Origin of the sequence: Pararobbsia alpina (assembly GCF_965118125.1) — a bacterium.
GTDB lineage: Bacteria > Pseudomonadota > Gammaproteobacteria > Burkholderiales > Burkholderiaceae > Pararobbsia > Pararobbsia alpina_A.
Genome location: NZ_OZ221288.1, coordinates 2812935 through 2833511, shown reverse-complemented (window position 1 = coordinate 2833511; position 20577 = coordinate 2812935). Strand labels below are relative to the sequence as shown.

Sequence of the window (20577 nt, the reverse complement as noted above, 5' to 3'; positions counted from 1 at the left end):
AGGCCCTATTTATAGGCGTCCTTCGCCTTCTCCTCGATCGCGGCGAGCACCTTGTCGATATTGGCGTCGCTCGGATCCTGAAGGAAATGCTGGAGCTGGACGCGATATTCATCGACAAGATCGCCCGGCAATAAATCGCCCAGCACGAACTGGGTTTTCGACGACTTCACCGCATTGGAGGAAGCGGCAGCGACGGGGCTCAGCTGCGCCGTCGTCGCCTTGTTCGACGGCGAAACGAGTCCGCGCTGGGCTTCGATCGCCGCGGCTTCGCCGCCCGTGACCCACGTCAGAAACGCGTCGGCTGCAGCGGGGTTGGAGCCCGATTTCAGCGCGACGAACTCCTTCGTGTCGACGCTCGTCGTATCGTCATGACCCATCCCCAGCGTGGGGAACTGGAACAGCCCGTAGTCCTGGCCTTCCTTGAGGCCATAGTCAGCCTTCGCCCGATTGTTCACCCACATGCCAATCAGGTCGTAGCCATGCGTGCCGGCCTTGAGCACTTCGTCGGCTGCGTTGTCCCAATCCGTTGCAAGCATCCGGTTCGGATCGTCACAGCAACCGGCCTTGAGCATTTCAGCGTATTTGTGCAGCGCCGATTTGACGATCGGGTCGGTCCACGGAATCTTGTGCGCGGCGAGTTTCGATGCCGTATCGACACCGCCGATTCGCAGCAGCAACGACTCGAACCACTCAGCATGTGCCCACGTCTTGCCTGGAATCGAGATCGGCGTGACGCCTGCGGCACGTAGCGGCTTGAACGTGGCGAGGAATTCGCTCCATGTTTTGGGCGGTGCGCTGATGCCGGCTTTCTTGAGCACATCCGTGCGATAGAAAATGCCGCTTCGATCTCCGAACGTATAGGTCACGCCATACGTGACGCCCTTGTATTGACCGAGACGCTTCCACTCGTCACCGAGGTTGTCGCTCCACTTGTTGGCGTTCCATTCGGCGTCCAGCGGACGCAACATGCCGGCGTCGGCAAGCTCGGCGCGAAACGCGGGCCAGGTGTTGATCAGGAGATCCGCTTTTTCGCCCCCCATGAGCGCGGTGCGAATCGGGCCGCGCGCGTCGCCTTGCACGGTGAGGCTGATCTCGCGGATCTTGATCGCCGGATGGCTCTTTTGAAACGCGGCTTCCAGCGCATGAATCACTTCGGCTTCCGAACCCGATTCCCAGTTGACGAGCACGAGTTCGCCACTGGCGTCCTTCGCAAACGACGACACAGGGATCGAGGCCGCAAAAACCGCTACGACAGCGGCTTCGCAGAGCACTCGACGACGGAATACGGACAAAGCTGCGCCTGCGCGACTCATAGTCTGTCTCCTGTGATGTCATGGCTGGCACGGCCGTTATGGGCATCATGCGCCATCGTTTCAATTTAATTGAAACGTTATCAACTAGGAGCAAACGGAACAAGAAATGGTTAACCCGCGTTCGTCCGATCAAGGCAACGCGTACCGCGCCAACAACGGTTCGGGCCAAAGAAGGCGATTTGAAGCGCCAAGACTGCGGTTGGCGCCAATGCAGCTAAGGCAGTTAAGGGCGTTAACGCCGCTTAGAACTCGACATCAAGCTCGTCGATATCCTCGGTCTCCGCTTTGGCGATCTGGATCCACTCCTTAAGCTGAGGCAGGTCGAGGATGCGCTTGCAGTACTCGGCAATATCCTTGTCGAGCTTGACGTCATAGGTCAGGAAGCGCGTGACAACGGGCGCGTACATGGCGTCTGCCGCAGAGATCGCACCGAACAAATAGGGCCCGCCGTAGAGCGAGAGGCACTCTCGCCAGATCGTCACGATGCGCTCGATATCGTCCTGCGCACGCGACCAGATACGGAAGTTCGGAAAATACCCGCGCAGGTTCATCGGCAGTGCCGAACGCAGTGCGCTGAACCCCGAATGCATTTCGCCGCAGATCGCGCGGCAGTGCGCACGCGCCTTACGATCGGCAGGCAAGAGCTGTGCATCGGGCCGGATCTCATTCAAATACTCGGTGATCGCCAGCGTGTCCCAGACCTTGACGCCCTCGTGCGTCAGGCACGGCACGAGAATCGAGGGCGAAAGCAGTAACAGCTCGGCCCGCGCGGCGGCGTCGTCGACGGGCACTGCGACAGTCTCGAAGTCGAGACCACTGAGCCGGGCAAGCAGCCACCCACGCAACGACCACGACGAATAGTTGTGGCTGCTGATCGTCAACGTCGTCTTCGATTCGGTCATGCGGTTCTCCGCGGATGAATAGAGCCATCGTCGCGCATCGGCCGACGCGCGCTTTGATCCAGGTCGTCGCTCAAGTTTCCCGATGCCCCCAATGCGACGCATGCCACGTCGACAACGCACCTCATCAGCGCTTCATGCACCAGCTTGCCGCGATACGCGTCGCGTAACGGATCGTCTTCGCACCGGCTGCAAGCAGCATGCCAATGAACGACCGTCTGGCATACCTATTGCCTTTCCGAACCCATGCTCACGATGGGTTCCCCCTCATGAACCTCCTCGCTTATCCGGTCTATCAGGCCGTCGCCGACGCCATGCGGCCGCTTCGCACGAGCGCGACGCTCCAGCGTGCGGTGCTCGCCGCATGGCCGGAGTTCGCGGCCAGCCCGCTCGGCCGTAGCCTCGATGCAGCATGGGAGCTGCTCGAGATGGCCGGGCTTTCTCACGCACGGCCACCCTTTGGTATCGGCAGCGTCGAGGTCGAAGGCGAACCCGTCGAGATCGTCGAGGAGGTCGTGCGCCGCACACCGTTCGGCTCATTGCTGCACTTTCGCAAAGCCGTCAAAACACCTCAGCCGCGTGTGCTGATCGTCGCGCCGATGTCGGGGCACTTTGCGACGCTGCTGCGCGGCACCGTGCGGACCATGCTCGCCGACCATGACGTCTACATCACGGACTGGCACAACCCACGCGACATTCCGCTGTCGGCAGGCCGCTTCGGGTTTCAGGAGTACGTCGAGCACGTGATCTCGTTTATCCGCAAGATCGGCCCCGACTCGCACCTCGTTGCAATCTGTCAGCCCACGGTCGCATCGTTGGCCGCGGTGTCGCTGATGGCCGCGGCAGACGATCCTGCGCAACCGGCGAGCATGACCTTGATGGCCGGCCCGATCGATTGCCGCGTGAACCCGACCAAGGTCAACGACCTGGCCAACAGCAAACCGATCGAGTGGTTCGAGAAGAATCTGATCAGCGTGGTGCCGAGCGGCTTCAAGGGGGCGCAGCGGCGCGTGTATCCGGGCTTCGTCCAGCTCACAGCGTTCATGTCGATGAATGCGAACCGGCATGCCACGTCGTTTGCCGATATGCACTATGAGCGCGCAAAGGGCGAATCGGCGAAGGCCGATACGATTCGCACCTTCTACGAGGAATACTTCGCGACGACGGATCTGACCGCCGAGTTCTATCTCGAGACGGTCAGCCAGGTCTTCCAGCAATACCTGCTGCCCAAGGGTGAACTGATGGTCGGCAATCGACGTGTCGAGCCTGCGGCGATCCGAAGGACGGCGCTCCTCACGATCGAAGGAGAAAAGGACGACATTTGCGCGGTCGGTCAAACGGTTGCGGCGCAGGAGCTGTGCTCGCGACTGCGTCCGTATATGAAAACGCATCACGTACAGACGGGCGTCGGCCACTATGGCGTGTTCAACGGGCGCAAATGGGAGTCGCAGATCTACCCGATGGTGCGCTCTGTCATTCACGACAATGAGCCACGCTCGGTTCGCATGCCGGCATCGGCAACGAGCGCGGGCGCCGAACAGCTTTCGCTGCACGCCATGCTCGAAGCCGAGGCGATTTCCAAAGCGGCCATGGCAAGCGCCGCAGCATCGTCTTCGTCGGGGGCTGCCTGAAAACAGGAGCGCTTGCTTCGACTGCCGCTAACTCTTCGCGCCGTATTCACGCCCTTTCTGAACCGGGTTACGTGTCATAGGCTCGTCTGCAACCGGTGCTTCGCGCGCGCCAGGTTTTGAGCTCCCGTAGCGGTGACGCGCCCCAACCTATTCCGCAACGGCCGTAGGCCAAGGCGTGGGTTCCGGCACTTCGCACGGCCCCTCGACATCGATCGATTTGAAGTCGGCGGGGCCGACGACTTCGAGGTACTCCATATCTTCCGAATAATCGAAGAGGTAGTGGACGATGCCCGGCGACTGATGCACACAATCCCCGGCGGACACGAGTGTCTCCTTGTCGCCATACATGAACTTCGCCCACCCCTTGAGCATCAGCACGATATGGAACTCGGCCTCATGACGGTGCCATCCCGTGCCTTTCTCTGGTGCGTGATTCGCCTTCACGAGTTGCGCAAGCACCTTGCCGTGCGTCGCTTGCGCGATGCCGAGATCGCGATACACGAAGAAATCACGCAGCCCTTCACCCACAAACGATGTGTCCTGCGGTTTGACGTGCGAAAACTCAGTGGCAAGTTGAGCAGACATGGCAAGGCTCCTGTCGGATGGTCGGCCCCGAATCAAGCATTTCCTGTTCCAATGTGCGGCGAAACAACGGGCACCCCGCCGGCGATCACGCGGTGCACGAAACGCAGCTTTTCGATGACCGCAGGCGCCAGCGTGAACGGATAACCGTCTGGCATGCCCAGGCTCCGGTTCAGGCTATTGAGCGCATACGTCAGCGGAAACCATCGCTTCATCAGGCTATCGAACGCGGCGTCTTCAACAGGCGACGTATCGTGCAGCGTCGGGGCAGCGGGATCGTCAGGCATCAGTTTGAGCCCGCATGAGGTCGCCGTGTCAAGCGTATCGACCATATGCAGGTAGTGAGCCCACGTTTCGGCCCAATCCTCCCATGGATGCGCGCTCGCGTAGGCGCTGACAAATGACTGCGACCAGTTCGGCGGGGACCCCTCACGGTAATGCTGATCGAGCGCCTCGCCGTAATCCGCGCGCTCGTCGCCGAACATTGCACGAAAAGGCTCGTTCCAGCGCGTGTTCGCCACGAGCAGATCGAAATAGTAGTGACCGATCTCATGACGGAAATGGCCAAGCAGTGTCCGATAAGGCTCGTGCATTTGCGCGCGGATGGCTTCGCGACGCGCATCGTCCGCTTCCGCGATATTGAGCGTGATCAGGCCGTGGTCGTGACCGGTCATGACGCGGTCGCCGTCGGCTGTGTCCTCAAGAAATTCGAACGCAACGCCGTCGCTCGAATAGACAATGCCTGAACTCGACGTCGGCGCCTCCTCAACGGATTCCGGCAATGTGGCGACGTCTGTCGACGGCGCCTCGGACTGAACGTTCGCGTCGGGGGCCACTGGCGAGGGCGATTCGGGCAGTACGGCCGTATCCGGCGATGGCGCAGGTGAAGGCGCGGGTGGAGACGCTGCGCTGACGCCGGACTCGATGTGCTTGGCCTCGACCGGCAATCCCAGCACGGCGAGCGTATAGAGCAGTCGACGCTTCGCCGTCTCGAGCCGGTACCACCGGGACCGGTTCTCTTCCGACGCCAGATTGGGGATGACCTTGGTCAGCTCACACGAGCGGCACAAGCCGTGCGGCTGTGCCGCCGGCGTCATCCAGTTGCACACGTTGTGCAGCGCATAGTTGTCGCAGAGCCGATACAAGCCGCCCTGCGCGTCGGGGTGCAGGCTGCGCCAGATCCCGTCCTCTTCGGCGGGCTCGAATGCGCTGATCTCTCCAAGCTCAGGTACATAGCCGAGCAGCGCTTCGCAGCGCTCGCAGCGCACGTTTTCGAAAAACACCAGTTGAGAGCATCGATTGCAGTGAAACGTCTTCATGGGCGCTCCTGCGCGTTGAACCAGCCTGATTCGAACAGTGGCGCATCGACGGCCGTGTATCGGCGGCGGTATATCGGCGGCGGTATATCGGCGGCGGTACATCGACGGCTGTACATCGACTTTAACCAGCTTGGGTGTCGGCGGCGCCGTTTCGCCAAGCGGACTTCTATGCGATGCTGCTTCATCGCAATCGCAAGGTTCGTTCCGCGCGATCCCGGCACGCCATATCCGGTTCACACTGCGCGCGCAGACTGGAGCGATCAAAAACGGCATAAAGCTTGCTTTGACCCAACCGCATCGCGCAAGACCGGCAGTCCGACCCAGAATCCAACCTGAACACAGGAGTCCGGCGTGTCCATTCGTGTCGCCCTGAACCACGTCACGCACTACCGTTACGACCGGCTGGTGCATCTGTCTCCCCAGGTCGTGCGCCTGCGGCCCGCACCGCATTGCCGGACCCAGATCGTCTCGTACTCGCTCACGATCGAACCGGCCGAGCACTTCCTGAACTGGCAGCAGGATGCGTTTGCGAACTATCACGCGCGGCTCGTCGTGCCCGACAAGACGCGCGAGTTCAAGATCACGGTCGACCTTGTCGCCGAAATGGCGGTCTACAACCCGTTCGACTTCTTTCTCGAGCCGAGCGCCGAAAAGTTTCCCTTCGACTATGCGCCCGAGCTCGCGCACGAACTCGCACCCTACCGGATCAAGCGCGAGCCGACGCCGCTGTTCAAGGCGTTTATCGAGAGCATCGACCTCACGCCGCGCACGACGATCGACTTTCTGGTCGATCTGAACCAGCGCGTGCAGCGCGACGTCAGCTACCTGATTCGCATGGAGCCCGGCGTGCAGACGCCCGAGGAAACGTTGACCCGGGGGTCGGGCTCGTGCCGCGACTCGGGCTGGCTGCTCGTCGAGACGCTGCGCCATCTGGGTCTGGCCGCGCGCTTTGTGTCCGGCTACCTGCTGCAGCTTGCCCCCGACGTCAAAGCGATCGATGGCCCGGTGGGCGCCGCCTATGACTTCACCGATCTGCATGCGTGGTGCGAGGTCTATCTGCCCGGCGCCGGCTGGATCGGACTCGATCCGACCTCCGGCCTGCTTGCCGGCGAAGGCCATATCCCGCTCGCGTGCACGCCTGAGCCGGGCAGCGCAGCGCCGATCACCGGCGCGTCCGACGAAGCGGAAGTCGAGTTCGAGCACACGATGACCATCGAGCGGGTGCTCGAAACGCCGCGCGTCACCAAGCCGTACTCCGACGAACAGTGGCAGGCCGTGTTACAGATGGGCGAGGCCGTCGACGAGGCGCTCAAGGCCGGCGATGTGCGCCTGACCATGGGCGGCGAGCCGACCTATGTCGCGGTGTCCGATCGCGACGCGCCCGAATGGAACACCGATGCGCTCGGTCCCACGAAGCGCGGCTACGCCATCTCGCTGATGGACAAGCTGCGCGCACGCTACGGCGACGGCGGTTTCCTGCACTTTGGTCAAGGCAAGTGGTATCCGGGCGAACAACTGCCTCGCTGGGCGCTGTCGCTGTACTGGCGCGCGGATGGCCAGCCGTGCTGGCAAAACCCGTCGCTGTTCGCCGATGAGCGCGAGCCGTCGAACTACACGACGGCCGACGCCGAACGCTTTATCAAGCACCTGAGCGCACGCTTGTCGCTCGACACGAAATACGTGCAGCCTGCGTACGAAGACGTCTTTTACTACCTGTGGCGCGAGCGCCGGTTGCCGGTCAATGTCGATCCGTTCGATTCGCGTCTGGGTGACGAGCTCGAACGCATGAGGCTGCGGCGCGTGTTTACTTCCGGGCTCGACAACGTCACGGGTTACGTGCTGCCGATCGCGCGCGGGCAGTCCAATCCGTCGCTTGACGGCCCACGCTGGGTCAGCGGGCCGTGGCATATGCGCGACGATCGCATCTATCTGCACCCCGGCGATTCCTCGATGGGCTACCGGCTTCCGCTCGACAGCCTGGCGTGGGTCAGCGAAACCGATTATCCGTATCTGCACGCGCAGGACCCCTTCGCCACGCCGTCGCCCCTGCGCAGCGCAGCGCAGCTTCGCGCGCAATACCGCGACGGCGAACTCGTCGATGCGACGGCGCGGCAAGCCGCTGGCGAAGCGGGGACGCTGTCCGGTGCCGACGAGGACGTCGATGCCGAGGTCTTCGACGATGCCCTCGCAGGCGACACGGGCGATGTGTTCAGCGGTCGCCATCGTGTCTCGGGTTCGGGCGCAGCCGCGCGCCGACGCCCGCCTCTGCCGCCATCGAAACTCGACGTCTCAGCGGATCAGTATCCTGGCCGCTTTGAATCGGCCGGATATGTCACGCGAACGGCGTTGTGCGTTGAAGTCCGCAACCCCGCGCGAGCCGCCGGCCCCAAGGTCGAAGCGCGCGAGTTCGGCAGCGGCAAGGGCGTGCTCTACGTCTTTATGCCTCCGCTTGCGACCATCGATGACTACCTCGACCTGCTGAGCGCAATCGAGATCACCGCGGAAGAAGTCGGCGTGCGCATCGTGCTCGAAGGCTACCCGCCGCCGCGCGATACGCGCATGACGCTGTTGCAGGTGACGCCCGACCCCGGTGTGATCGAAGTGAATATCCACCCGGCGTCGAGCTGGGCACAGCTCGTCGATCACACGGAGTTCCTGTATCAGACCGCGCATATGTCGTATCTGAGCTCCGAGAAGTTCATGCTCGACGGCCGACACACGGGCACGGGGGGTGGCAATCACTTCGTGCTCGGCGGCAAAACCCCGGCCGACAGCCCCTTTTTGCGCCGGCCCGACGTGCTCGCCAGCCTGATCGCGTTCTGGCACAACCATCCATCGATGTCGTATCTGTTCTCGGGGATGTTCATCGGGCCTACGAGCCAGGCGCCGCGCGTCGACGAAGCGCGTAACGACCAGCTTTATGAACTCGAGATTGCCTTCAAGGAGCTTCAGCGTCAGCTCGATTTGCTCGGCAGCCGTGAAGGCCCGATTCCGCCTTGGCTGATCGACCGCACGCTGCGCAATATCCTGATCGACGTGACCGGCAACACGCACCGCGCCGAGTTCTGCATCGACAAGCTGTATTCGCCGGATGGACCGACGGGGCGTCTGGGCCTGCTCGAGCTGCGCGCATTCGAAATGCCACCACACGCGCGCATGAGCCTTGTGCAGCAACTGCTGTTGCGCGCACTGGTCGCGCGCTTCTGGGAGAAGCCCTATACCGCGCGCCTCACACGCTGGAACACCGAACTCCACGACCGGTTCATGTTGAGCACGTTCGTCAAAATGGATTTCGACGATGTGCTTGCCGAACTCAACGACGCCGGCTACCCGTTCGATCCGGCCTGGTTCGCACCGCACTTCGAATTCCGCTTCCCGGTCGTCGGTGAGCTGACCGTCGATGCCATCTCGCTCACGGTCCGCTCTGCGCTCGAACCCTGGCATGTGATGGGCGAAGAAGGCGCGCCGGGTGGCACGGTGCGCTATGTCGATTCGTCGCTCGAACGACTCGAAGTCCACGCGCTCGGGCTGAACGGCGACCGCCACGTGATCACGGTCAACGGGCAGGCGATGCCGCTTCAGCCGACCGGACGCGCGACGGAGTTTGTCGCCGGGGTGCGCTTCAAGGCCTGGGCGCCTGCTTCGGCGCTGCATCCGACCATCGGTGTGCACGCGCCGCTTGTCTTCGATATTGTCGATACCTGGAATGGGCGATCCATCGGCGGCGGGCAGTATCATGTGGCTCATCCGGGCGGACGGAACTATCAGACGTTCCCGGTCAATGCCTATGAAGCGGAAAGCCGCCGGCGCGCGCGCTTTCTGACGATCGGGCATAGCGGTGGGCCGATGCGCGTCGAACCGGCGAAACGGAGCCTCGAATTCCCGTTCACGCTGGACCTGCGGCAGCCGTGAGGCCCGAGCCCATAACACCAACAACGGGGTCGCCCCTTTGGCTTTTCAATCTTCACTCCCGTTCGAGCCGGGCGTGCCGCATGCGGACGCGTTGCCGCTGCGCGCACTGCCGGTTCGCGACGGCCATTGGGACGAACTGCGCGAAGACCCCGCGACCCTGCGCGAACCGTGGCGGCGATTCTTTGAGCTGCTTGGCGAACATGGCTATGCGAGTCTCGGCCTGCGGGCCGATGCAGTGCGCCGGCAGGTCCGCGACAACGACATCACCTATAACGTCTATGCCGACAAAGGCAGCTCGCGTGCGTGGGCACTCGACCTGCTCCCGTTTCTGATCGACGAACACGAGTGGCAGCTGATTGAACGCGGCGTGGTGCAACGCGCTCGCCTGCTGAATGCCATCATCGCCGATGTGTACGGACCACAGACACTGTTGCGCGACGGCTATATTCCCCCTGCGCTGGTATTCGGGCATCCCGGGTATCTACGCCCTGTCAAAGGGTATGTGCCACCGAACGGGCAGTATCTCCAGCTTGTGGCCGTCGACCTCGCGCGCAACAACGAAGGCGAATGGACCGTGCTCTCGCAGCGCACCGAGGCCCCGTCGGGCCTGGGCTACTCGCTCGAGAACCGCCTGATTGTGTCGGACATCTTCGCTGAAGCGTTTCGCGAGATGCGCGTGCCGCGGCTGGCGTCCTCGTATTCGCAACTGATCGCCTCGCTCGCGCAGCTTGCCACGCACACGATGCGCGGCACCAATGCGAGCGGCCATCCGCATATCGCGCTGCTGACGCCAGGCCCCTACAGCGAAACGTATTTCGAGCACGTGTTTCTCGCACGCTACCTCGGCATCACGCTGGCCGAAGGCAAGGACCTGACGGTCCGCGACGACGTGCTCTACCTGAAGACGCTCGGCGGACTCGAACGCGTTCACGTGCTGCTGCGGCGCCTGGATGATGCGTTCTGCGATCCCGTCGAGCTCCGCCCCGATTCGACCATCGGCGTGCCGGGCCTGCTGCAAGTCATGCGCGCCGGCAATGTCGCGGTATCGAACGTGCCGGGCAGCGGCTTTGTCGAGTCGACCGGCATGCATGCGTTTCTGCCCGCCATCGCGCAACACGTGCTGGGTCAGCCGCTCGTGTTGCCGAGCGTGCCCACGTGGTGGTGCGGCGAAGCCGCCGCGCGAGAAGAAGCCCTGAGCCAGCTCGAGCACGGTTACGTGATGCCGACATGGCCGGGGCGACGCGAAGGCCGCGCGCTGGGCATGGAGCAAGGCGTGCAGCGTCTCGACGCATGGCGCGAAGAAATCGCGCAGTCCCCTGCTGCGTTCACGATCCAGGCGGCGATGCCCCTGTCCTGCGCGCCGCGCTACGACGACGGCCTCCTCGATATGCGGGCTGCCGTCGTGCGCTGCTACGCGATCGGCGACGCGCACGGCAACTGGCATGTGATGCCCGGCGGCTTTACGCGCTTCGCGGCGGAGCGGCAGTCCGCCGTATCGATGCAACTGGGCGGCAGCAGTGTTGACACTTGGATTCTGTCGAGCGAGCCTGCTTCGTCGTTTTCGCTGATGCCCGCGCCGCTCAAGCCGGCCGACCTCAATCAGAAGCACCGCACGATTTCGAGCCGGGCTGCCGAAAACCTCTTCTGGTCCGGACGATACGGCGAGCGCGCCGAGAACAGCGTGCGCCTGTGCCGGATGATTCTCGGCTCGCTCGAAAGCGACGACAGCAGCGCACTGTTTGCCACGCTGGTCGAACTCGCGCGACGCTCAGGCCTTGTGCCGCCACCCGATCCCGCGACGCGATCGACCTCGCGAGATTTCGAGCAGACATTGATCGCGTCGCTTGACGAAAGCTCGCCATGGCCCAGTGTTGGTCAAAACCTCGCAGGTCAGGCGATGGCCTCGGGCGAGGTGCGCGGCCGGTTGTCGAGCGATCACTGGCGCACCATCGTTGCCGCGCGCAACGACTTTCGCGACGCCCTGCGACGGCTCGCGCCGCGCATCGAAGCGGGTCAGTACAACCGGCTCGAAGTCATGACCGCGCTCGATCGGCTCGCCGTGCAGCTTTCATCGATCAGCGGCGCGCAGGGCGACCGCATGACGCGCGATGAAGCATGGCGATTGTTGTTCGTCGGTCGTCATATCGAACGCATTGCCTCGCTGTCGACGTTTCTGCGCGTGGCCGCCGCACAGCAGGCCATCGACACGCACGCGGGCTTCGACCTGCTGCTCGAGCTGTTCGACAGTACGCTGACCTACCGCTCTTTGTACCCGGGACGGTTCCAGTTGCTGCCGCTGCTCGATCTGCTCGTTGTTGAGCCGACGAATCCGCGCAGCCTGTTCGGCGTCTACGAGCGCCTCAGGAACAAGCTCGACGATCTGCCCACTCCGGCCGCGCATGCGCAACGCGCGTCGCTGTCATCGCTATTGCCGCCGACGAGCGAATTCCCTGCGCTCGACACGTTGTGCGAGCGCGACGAACGTCGGCAATACACGGCGCTCGTGCAGTTATGCGATCGCTTCGGTGCGTTGATGATGGCCCTGTCCAATGAGATCAGCGCGCGCTATTTCAGCCATGCGAATGCTTCGCACGCGTGGATGTCGGCATGAGCACGAAATTCCCGACGCAGCCTTTGCTGCGAGCCACGGCGTTGACCGCATGAACACGATCTTCCCGACCTTGCCTTCGATGCGGCCCACAGTGCTGGCCGTGTTGCACCGGACAACCTATCGCTATTCGACGCTCGTCGAAACCGCGCAGCACCTGGCCACGATCCGGCCCGTTTCGACGCCGTCGCAGGAAGTGCTTCAACACGCGGAACGCATCGAGCCCGAGCCGTCGTATCTGCACACGCGCGTCGACACGTTCGGCAACGAGGTCGTCTACTTCGCACTCGATACGCAGCATGAAGCCTTGCAGGTGACGAGCGAGACGACCGTACGCTTGCGGGCGCGCTGGGCAAGCTTTGACCCGGAAGCAACCGAGCCCTGGGAAAACATCGCCGCAGTCACGAGCTATCGTGCGGGGGCGCCCTATGTGCCCGAGACGGAGTTCTGCTTTGCTTCGCCGTACGTCGCATTGCACCCGTTGCTAAGCACCTACGCGCTCGAAAGCTTCGCGCCCGGCATGCCCGTTGCGCAGGGCGCGATCGACCTGATGCACCGGATTCACGATGAATTCGAATATCACCAGACGACAACCGACTTCGATACGCAAGCGCTCAGCGCGTTCAAGCTCCGCAGCGGGGTCTGCCAGGACTTTGCACAGGTGATGATCGGATGTCTGCGTTCGATCGGCATTCCCGCACGCTATGTGAGCGGGTATTTGCGTACGGTGCCGTTGCCCGGGCACGCGCGTCTGCTCGGCGCGGACGCATCGCACGCGTGGGTGTCGGTCTGGTGCCCGCCGTTCGGCTGGATCGATCTCGATCCGACCAACGATGTCATGGCCGATCGCGACCACGTAACACTGGCCTACGGGCGCGACTACAGCGACGTGTCCCTGCTGCGCGGCATGATCCTCGGCGGCGGTGCACACGCGATCGATGTGTCCGTCAGCGTTATGGAGCTGTAAGCAGGTTGTTGCGCATCGCGTTCGCGGTGGGGTTGGGGACGTTGGCTGTTAGTTGCGGGATCACGCTTGTGGTGCTCTGCAGCAAACGGGCCTGTATTACTTCAAATTCGTGAATAGTCACTTCCGCCCGCGGCCCTTTTTCATGTCGGGTGAGAGGCCTACATTTGATCCCAACGGCGAGCGATTCAAACCGAATCCAGCCAAAGCCCTAAACAGATCAAATTGTCAGGAGTGACACCATGAAGCGCGCTATCCTTTCCGCACTGCTCGTCTCGGCCACGTTTGCAGCAGCTGTTCCCGCCTTCGCACAAGACACGGGTCTGACTCGCGAACAGGTCAAGGCTCAGCTGGTATCGGCTCAAGCCAGCGGTCAGCTGGAACAACAACGCGGTCGCAATGAATTCCCGATCTCGCGTGCAGCCACGTCGGGTACGTACGCAGTCGCTACGCAACACAGCCAGGCTCACTACGCCAAGGTTTCGGTTCCGAGCAACGCTCAGGAATAAAGTGCTGCAGCATGAGCCGGTGCGAATGGCCGGCTCAAGCAACAAAAAAGCGCCCGACGGGCGCTTTTTTTATTTCAGCGAGATGACAGTCCATCCCGTTTTGCAACGCTGACGCGCTAATGCACGAGTTGCGTCCATACGTTCCGAATGCGACGCGCGCGATCCTCGAACAGATACGAGGCGATCAGCGCCAGAACCCCCGACACGATGCCGGTGCCGATGTGTTCGATATACGGGTGCGGCGGATGTCCGTTATGCGAGTAGATATCGCCCACGATCGTCAGAAGCCCGACAAGAATCGCATTGCCGTAGCGATTCCCGTACAGCGACGCGGCGGGCGTGAACGTCAGAAGCACGGCTAGAAGACCCGTCAGCACACCCGTCTTGAACGCGACGGCCCAATGCAGGCTGCTTGCGATGTTCGTCCAGCTTCCGGGCATGCACGTCATGCACGCGCTGGTCGGTTGCCATAAACGCGAAACGAACAGTTTGATACGGTGGTTCCATTCGGGTGCCATGGTGGTCGTCATCCATCGTGTCATCGGCTACGGGCTGGGTATCACACCCTCAAAGCATACGACGCCAGCCGCTTTGTCGCATGTCGCTGCCCCGACCTTACACCCCTCCATCCGCCACTAACGAAGCCCACACGGCGTAACCAAACCCAGAGGCAAACACACTCACGCCGCGAGATCGCTCATCCACGCGGTCAATTCATGCTTTCTCATTCTGGATTATGACTATGCTCTTGACATTCTGGATTACGGTCATTATCTTGATTGCCAGATGCTAGACCTTGATCATCGAACCGGCGAGCTAGGACATACCCCAACGTTGCTTAGCCAGTTCCTTCCCACGAGATCGCTATGAATAACCGCATGGATCCAGCCGACGCCGGAGTGATTGTTCCGAAGAACTCCGCCGCTCCGGGTTCGACACGCTGGATCGGAAAAGCTGTTGCCGTTGCTGTCCTCGCCGCCGTCGCCGCAACGGCCTATCACGTCCACGGATCGAACGCGGCACCGGTCGCCGCGCCACCTCCACCCTCTGTCGCAGTGAGTGCCCCCCTTCAGCGAGCTATCGAGGGCCGGCTGGGTTTCCTCGGCCAGTTCTCCGCGGTCAATCGCGTCGAGCTTCGCGCGCAAGTGGGCGGCACGCTCACGCAGATCCACTTCAAGGACGGCGACATCGTTCACAAGGGCGACCTCCTCTTCGAGATCGACCCCGAGCCCTATCAGATCAAACTCAGTGAAGCGACCGCGGAACTCGAATCCGCGAATGCGCGGTTGACGCTGGCCGTGCGCGAACTCGCGCGCGCACAGGAACTGCAACGCTCCGAAGCGGGGACGGTCGAGAACGTCGACCAGAAAGTCGCGGAACAACATGCTGCTCAAGCGGCAGTCGACAACGCCAACGCGCTGGTGCGCGATGCGAAGTTCGATCTGGATCGCTGCAAGGTCTACGCACCGTTTGGCGGCCGCATGGGCACCCACCTCGTATCGGTCGGCAACCTGATCTCCGGCAGCCGCGCCGCAAGCAGCCCGACGACGTTGCTCGCAACGATCGTCTCGCTCGACCCGATCTATCTCGACTTCGACATGAGCGAGAACGACTACGCTGCATTCCAGCGTATTCGCGCCACGCAACAAGGCCCGCTCGCCGACAAGGTCAACATTTCGCCGACGGGCGACGATGCGTTCACACGACAAGGCACGCTGAACTTCATCGACAACACGCTCGATCGTTCGAGCGGCACGATTCACGCACGCGCCACCATTCCGAACGCGGATCTGTCGCTGACACCCGGTGGCTTCTCGCGCGTGCAGCTCGCCGTGACGGCACCGCAGGCTACGCTGCTCGTTCCCGATGCGGCCGTACTCGAGGATCAGACGAGTCACATGGTGTACGTCGTCGGCGATGACGATGTCGCGACGGCGCGTCAGGTTGAAGTCGGTGATCTTCGCGGCGGGTTACGCGTCATCCGCTCGGGCCTCAAGCCGGGCGACAAGATCATCATCGACGGCATCCCTACGGTTCGTCCGGGCTCGAAAGTGTCGCCCCATGCGGGTTCGATTCAATTTACGTCCGAACAGGGCGACGAAGGGGCGAAGTCATGAAGCTCACCCACTTCTTTATTGAACACCCGCGCTTCGCCGCGGTGCTCAATATCTTCCTCGTGCTGATCGGCCTGGCAACGATGTTCAAACTGCCGATCGCGCAATACCCCAACATTGTTCCGACGACGATTCAGATTCACACGTCGTATCCGGGTGCGTCGGCCGATACGATTGCGCGCACCGTCGCAACGCCACTCGAGCAGTCCGTCAACGGCGTTGAGAACATGGACTACATCACGAGCCAGTCGACCAGCGATGGCCAGCTGACGATTACCGTGATCTTCAAGGTCGGCACCGATCCGAACACGGCGCTGTTGCTCACGCGCAGCCGTGTCGAAGATACGTTGTCGCGCCTGCCTCAGGAAGTGCAATTGCAGGGCGTGCAGGTGAAAAAGACGATCCAGGCACTCCTGCTCGGCGTGCACGTCTATTCGCCGGACGGCTCGCGCAGTCCCGAATACATCTCGAACTACATGCTCAAGGTCCGCGACCAGATCGCGCGCTTGCCCGGTGTGTCGGACTTCCAGTTGTTCGGCGAACGGCAATACGCGATGCGCATCTGGATCGATCCGGATAAGGCGGCTTCCTACAACATCAGCGCGAACGAGATCCTCACCGCATTGCGTGCGCAGAATGCGTCCGTGTCGGCGGGTGTGCTCAATCAGCCTCCTGTTGCGGACAAGGGCATCGGCGCCTATCAGATCAACGTCGACGCGCTGGGCCGCCTGACGACACCCGAGCAGTTTGCCGACGTCGTCATTAAGGCCGATCCGCAAGGACGCGTGACACGCATTCGCGACATCGGCCGCGTCGAGCTGGGCTCTGTCGACTATGGCTCGAAGGCCTACGCCGACAAATACCCGTCCGCACCGTGGTTCGTGATCGCGACACCCGATGCCAACGTCGTAGCTGTCGAGCACGAAATCTGGGACAAGATGGCCGAGCTGAAAAAGACGTTCCCGTCGGGCATCGACTACATCCGCATCTATGACCCGACGACGTTCGTATCGCAATCGATCGAGGAAGTGATCAAGACGATCGCGATCGCGATCCTGCTGGTGGTCGGCGTGGTCTACCTGTTCCTGCAGAACTGGCGCGCGACGATCATCCCGGTGATCGCGATTCCGGTGTCGCTGCTCGGTACGTTCACGATCCTGTCGCTGTTCGGCGCGTCCATCAACAACTTATCGTTATTCGGGCTCGTTCTTGCCGTGGGGATTGTGGTCGACGACGCCATCGTGGTGGTCGAGAACGTCGAGCGGAACATGGCCATGGGCATGTCGCCACGCGAGGCCGCGCATCAGACGATGAACGAAGTCTCGACGGCGATCATCGCGATCGCGCTGACCTTGTGTGCGGTGTTCGGTCCGACCGCATTGATGTCCGGCATCTCGGGCCTGTTTTTCAAGCAATTCGCGATCACGATTGCGGCATCGACGGTGATCTCGTGCTTTGTCTCGCTGACGCTGAGCCCTGCCCTGTGCGCGGCGCTGCTGAAGCCGCATGAAATGGAACACACGCAGGATCCGGCTTCGACGGCATGGGGCCGCTTCCACCACGCCACGTTTGGCCGGTTCAACGCAGGCTTCGAATGGCTGTCGGACCGCTATGGCAAGACCACGAGCCGTCTGGTGCGTGCGACGACCTTGATGCTGATCGTGTACGCGGGCCTGATTGCCGCGACGGGTCTGCAGATGGCGAGGATGCCGACGGGCTTTATTCCGGATCAGGACATTGGCTACCAGGCCGTGATCGCGTTCCTGCCGCCCGGGTCCAGCCTCGAACGCACCGACAAGGTGATCCGCGAAATCAACGACGTCGTGCTCAACACACCGGGAATGAAGGGTGTGACGCATACGTCGCCTGTGACGGGCTTTGATGTGACGACGGGCACCATTGCACCGAACGTCGGGACGCTGTTCTACGGTCTGCCTTCGCTCTACGGAAAGCACGTCAAGGGCGTCAACGCGGAGACGATGCTCGTTGAAATCCGCAAGCGCGTCGCCGGCATCAAGGACGCGGTGGTCGTCGTGATCAACCCGCCGCCGGTGCAAGGGCTGGGTTCGGCAGGCGGCTTCAAGCTGATGGTCGAAGATCGTGCGGGCCTGGGTCCCCAGGCGCTTGCGCAAGCGACCAATGCGCTCGTTGCCGCAGCGAACAAGGACAAGGTATTCGGCGGCGTCTTCACGCTCTACAACGCAGGCGCCCCGTCCGTGTACGCCGATGTCGATCGTCTCAAGGCTCAAAAGGTGGGTCTCGTGCCGACCGATGTGTTCTCGACGATGGAGCTCTATCTCGGTTCGCAGTACGTGAACGACTTCAATTTCTTTGGCCGCACCTATCAGGTCCGCGTTCAAGGCGATCAGGAATTCCGGCGCACGCCAGAGGACATCGGCCGACTCAAGGTGCGCAATGCCACGGGCGACATGGTGCCGATCAGCAGTGTCGCAACGTTCAAGAGCACAACGACGCCGTATCGCACGCCGCGCTACAACATGTATCCGGCAGCCGAAGTCATGGGCGCGGCAGGCCCGGGGCATTCGTCGGGTGAGGCGATCGAGCGCATGGAGCAACTCGCGGAGCAAGTGCTTCCGAACGGCATCTCGTATGAATGGACGGACCTCGCGCATCAGCAGAAAGAGCAGACGATGTCTCCGCTCGTGATCTTTGCGGCGTCCGCGCTGTTCGTGTTCCTCGTGCTGGCCGCCCAATACGAAAGCTGGAAGACGCCGCTCGCGATCGTGCTGATCGTACCGATGTGCCTGCTCGCCGCGTCGATCGGCCTGAATATGCGCGGCATGCCGATCGATATCCTCGCGCAGATCGGATTCGTGGTGCTGGTCGGACTGGCGGCGAAAAACGCGATCCTGATTGTCGAGTTTGCGAAGCAGCGGCAGGACGAAGACGGTGTCAACGCGGAAGACGCGGCAGTCCATGCGGCGCATGTGCGGCTGCGTCCGATCCTGATGACGTCGCTTGCGTTTATCGCAGGCGTCGCACCGCTTGCGATCGCCAGCGGCGCCGGCGCGGAAATGCGGCAATCGCTCGGGACCACGGTGTTCTTCGGCATGCTGGGTGTGACGATCTTTGGCCTGGCGTTCACGCCCGCGTTCTATGCATTCGTACGGAAGCTGGGCTCGCGCAAGACGCCTGCGGGCATGTCTCAGCAGCTCAGCAGTGGAGAGGCAAAATGAAATCGTTCATGATGAAGACGCACAAGGCAATCATCGGTAGTCTGTTTGTGAGCGCATTTCTCGCAGGGTGCGCCGTCGGTCCTGACTATGTCGCGCCGAAAGACGATCTGGTCGGCTTTCACAACAAGGACGCGGTCGCAAGCCGTCAAACGACGCTGCCTGCGCCGAAGCTCGACACGTGGTGGACCGGGTTCAACGATCCCGAGCTTGAAAAGGTCGTGCAGCGTGCGCTGGATCAAAACCTGAGCCTTCAGGCTTCGATCGCGCGTGTCACCCAGGCGCGTGCCGCGGCCCAGGCTGCCGGTGCCGCCCTTCTGCCGACGGTCGATGCGGGCGCGTCTTACACGGCCGAGCATCAAAGCACGCAGAGTCCGCTCGGTACGCTGGCCAGCGCGTTCCCGAACTACAGCCGCGATCAGAAAGAGTACGTCGTCGGCGCGACCGCAAGCTGGGAAATCGATCTGGCCGGCGGCCTGCGCCGCGCTCACTCGGCGGCGCGCGACGAGGAACAGGCCGCCGAGGCCCAGCAACTCGGCACGCGCATCACCGTGGCAGCGGACGCCGCGGACGCATACCTGCAGATTCGCGGCCTGCAGGCTCGCCTCGCGGTCACGCAAGACCAGATCGATACCGACGCGCATCTGCTCGATCTGGTCAAGGCGCGCAAGCAGGCCGGCGCCGCTGACGAACGGGAAGTCGCACAAGCCGAAGCGCTGCTGCGTCAGGCGCGCGCCACGCTTCCGACGCTGCGCGTGTCGCTTGAGGCGCAGCTGAATCGTCTCGATGTGCTGATGGGCGCTCAGCCCGGTACGTACGCCGCAGAACTCGGTGCCGATGCCGGCGCGATTCCGGGCGTACCGGCCATCGGCACAGGTGACCAACCTGTCGACGTGCTACGCCGACGGCCCGACATCATCGCAGCGGAGCGTCACCTCGCCGCGTCCAACGAGCAGATCGGCGTCGCGATATCAGGCTACTACCCGAAGATCTCGCTCGCCGGCGCCTTGGGTTTCGATAGCATCTCGACCAATCATCTGCTCAGCGCGAAGTCATTTCAGCCGGTCGGCACCGGCGCGCTTCAGTGGCGACTCTTCGATTTCGGCAAAGTCGATGCTGAAGTCAAGAATGCGCGTGGGTCGTATGCGGAGGCATTGGCCGACTATCGCGAGGCGGCCCTCAAAGCGACCGAAGACGTCGAAGATGCGTTCATGACGCTGTCGCAAACCGAACTTCGCACGCAGGAACTCGAACAGGAAGTGGCCGCGCTCACACGTGCACGCGATCTTTCGGAGAAGGCCTACCGTGCGGGTTCCATCACGCTGACCGATGTGCTCGACGCCGACCGGCAACTGCTCGATTCGCGTGATGACCTCGACGCGACGAAGGCCGATGCAGCCCGCGCGGCCGTCAGAACGTTCCGCGCATTGGGAGGGGGTTGGGACGCACCGCAGCAGCTCGCGCAACGATAACGATCGCGGATCAACCGACGCGATCGATACGACGCGAACGACGCGAGCCATGTGGATTAT

The 20577-nt window shown here is 62.4% G+C and carries 13 protein-coding genes; 8 read left to right on the top strand and 5 right to left on the bottom strand.

Features of this window, described 5'->3' with window-relative positions; translation table 11 throughout:
* Positions 1 to 5: 5 nt before the first annotated feature.
* Positions 6 to 1313, bottom strand: coding sequence for an ABC transporter substrate-binding protein (locus ACMFWR_RS30600; RefSeq protein ID WP_413196132.1), 1308 nt, complete (start codon positions 1311 to 1313; stop codon positions 6 to 8).
* A 242-nt stretch (positions 1314 to 1555) separates the two neighbouring features.
* Positions 1556 to 2215 (bottom strand): glutathione S-transferase, encoded by a 660-nt coding sequence (locus ACMFWR_RS30595; RefSeq protein WP_413196131.1) that lies wholly within the window; start codon positions 2213 to 2215, stop codon positions 1556 to 1558.
* Between the two features lie 266 nt (positions 2216 to 2481).
* On the opposite strand from ACMFWR_RS30595, the gene ACMFWR_RS30590 reads away from it, so the two are divergent.
* Complete coding sequence (locus ACMFWR_RS30590; RefSeq protein WP_413196130.1) at positions 2482 to 3843, top strand: polyhydroxyalkanoate depolymerase; 1362 nt, start codon at positions 2482 to 2484, stop codon at positions 3841 to 3843.
* A 147-nt stretch (positions 3844 to 3990) separates the two neighbouring features.
* Here the strand turns inward: ACMFWR_RS30590 and ACMFWR_RS30585 are convergent, their stop codons facing one another.
* Complete coding sequence (locus tag ACMFWR_RS30585; RefSeq protein ID WP_413196129.1) at positions 3991 to 4428, bottom strand: cupin domain-containing protein; 438 nt, start codon at positions 4426 to 4428, stop codon at positions 3991 to 3993.
* Positions 4429 to 4460: 32 nt separating this feature from the next.
* Positions 4461 to 5744, bottom strand: coding sequence for a putative zinc-binding metallopeptidase (locus ACMFWR_RS30580; RefSeq protein WP_413196128.1), 1284 nt, complete (start codon positions 5742 to 5744; stop codon positions 4461 to 4463).
* A 351-nt stretch (positions 5745 to 6095) separates the two neighbouring features.
* Between ACMFWR_RS30580 and ACMFWR_RS30575 the strand changes: the two genes are divergently transcribed.
* From ACMFWR_RS30575 to ACMFWR_RS30560, 4 genes are all read left to right on the top strand, one after another.
* On the top strand, positions 6096 to 9656 hold the full coding sequence (locus ACMFWR_RS30575) for a DUF2126 domain-containing protein (protein ID WP_413196127.1): 3561 nt from the start codon (positions 6096 to 6098) through the stop codon (positions 9654 to 9656).
* Positions 9657 to 9693: 37 nt separating this feature from the next.
* The gene (locus tag ACMFWR_RS30570) at positions 9694 to 12267 is read left to right on the top strand and encodes a circularly permuted type 2 ATP-grasp protein (RefSeq protein WP_413196126.1); all 2574 of its coding nucleotides are present in this window, start codon (positions 9694 to 9696) and stop codon (positions 12265 to 12267) included.
* 49 nt (positions 12268 to 12316) lie between these two features.
* Positions 12317 to 13231 (top strand): transglutaminase family protein, encoded by a 915-nt coding sequence (locus tag ACMFWR_RS30565; protein WP_413196125.1) that lies wholly within the window; start codon positions 12317 to 12319, stop codon positions 13229 to 13231.
* 239 nt (positions 13232 to 13470) lie between these two features.
* Positions 13471 to 13737 (top strand): DUF4148 domain-containing protein, encoded by a 267-nt coding sequence (locus tag ACMFWR_RS30560; protein WP_413196124.1) that lies wholly within the window; start codon positions 13471 to 13473, stop codon positions 13735 to 13737.
* Between the two features lie 116 nt (positions 13738 to 13853).
* On the opposite strand, the gene ACMFWR_RS30555 is transcribed toward ACMFWR_RS30560, so the two are convergent.
* Positions 13854 to 14255, bottom strand: coding sequence for a hypothetical protein (locus ACMFWR_RS30555; RefSeq protein WP_413197389.1), 402 nt, complete (start codon positions 14253 to 14255; stop codon positions 13854 to 13856).
* Positions 14256 to 14615: 360 nt separating this feature from the next.
* On the opposite strand from ACMFWR_RS30555, the gene ACMFWR_RS30550 reads away from it, so the two are divergent.
* Genes ACMFWR_RS30550 through ACMFWR_RS30540 form a run of 3 tightly spaced genes read left to right on the top strand, consistent with a single transcriptional unit; the run spans position 14616 to position 20517 of the window.
* On the top strand, positions 14616 to 15854 hold the full coding sequence (locus ACMFWR_RS30550) for an efflux RND transporter periplasmic adaptor subunit (RefSeq protein WP_413196123.1): 1239 nt from the start codon (positions 14616 to 14618) through the stop codon (positions 15852 to 15854).
* Positions 15851 to 19048, top strand: coding sequence for an efflux RND transporter permease subunit (locus tag ACMFWR_RS30545; protein ID WP_413196122.1), 3198 nt, complete (start codon positions 15851 to 15853; stop codon positions 19046 to 19048). The genes ACMFWR_RS30550 and ACMFWR_RS30545 overlap by 4 nt, the downstream gene beginning before the upstream one ends.
* The gene (locus tag ACMFWR_RS30540; RefSeq protein WP_413196121.1) at positions 19045 to 20517 is read left to right on the top strand and encodes an efflux transporter outer membrane subunit; all 1473 of its coding nucleotides are present in this window, start codon (positions 19045 to 19047) and stop codon (positions 20515 to 20517) included. The genes ACMFWR_RS30545 and ACMFWR_RS30540 overlap by 4 nt, the downstream gene beginning before the upstream one ends.
* Positions 20518 to 20577: the final 60 nt, after the last annotated feature.

Coding starts and splice junctions, on each gene's coding strand:
- ACMFWR_RS30600 (WP_413196132.1), bottom strand. CDS start 1,313: ATGAGTCGCGCAGGCGCAGCTTTGTCCGTATTCCGTCGTCGAGTGCTC.
- ACMFWR_RS30595 (WP_413196131.1), bottom strand. CDS start 2,215: ATGACCGAATCGAAGACGACGTTGACGATCAGCAGCCACAACTATTCG.
- ACMFWR_RS30590 (WP_413196130.1), top strand. CDS start 2,482: ATGAACCTCCTCGCTTATCCGGTCTATCAGGCCGTCGCCGACGCCATG.
- ACMFWR_RS30585 (WP_413196129.1), bottom strand. CDS start 4,428: ATGTCTGCTCAACTTGCCACTGAGTTTTCGCACGTCAAACCGCAGGAC.
- ACMFWR_RS30580 (WP_413196128.1), bottom strand. CDS start 5,744: ATGAAGACGTTTCACTGCAATCGATGCTCTCAACTGGTGTTTTTCGAA.
- ACMFWR_RS30565 (WP_413196125.1), top strand. CDS start 12,317: ATGAACACGATCTTCCCGACCTTGCCTTCGATGCGGCCCACAGTGCTG.
- ACMFWR_RS30560 (WP_413196124.1), top strand. CDS start 13,471: ATGAAGCGCGCTATCCTTTCCGCACTGCTCGTCTCGGCCACGTTTGCA.
- ACMFWR_RS30555 (WP_413197389.1), bottom strand. CDS start 14,255: ATGGCACCCGAATGGAACCACCGTATCAAACTGTTCGTTTCGCGTTTA.
- ACMFWR_RS30550 (WP_413196123.1), top strand. CDS start 14,616: ATGGATCCAGCCGACGCCGGAGTGATTGTTCCGAAGAACTCCGCCGCT.
- ACMFWR_RS30545 (WP_413196122.1), top strand. CDS start 15,851: ATGAAGCTCACCCACTTCTTTATTGAACACCCGCGCTTCGCCGCGGTG.
- ACMFWR_RS30540 (WP_413196121.1), top strand. CDS start 19,045: ATGAAATCGTTCATGATGAAGACGCACAAGGCAATCATCGGTAGTCTG.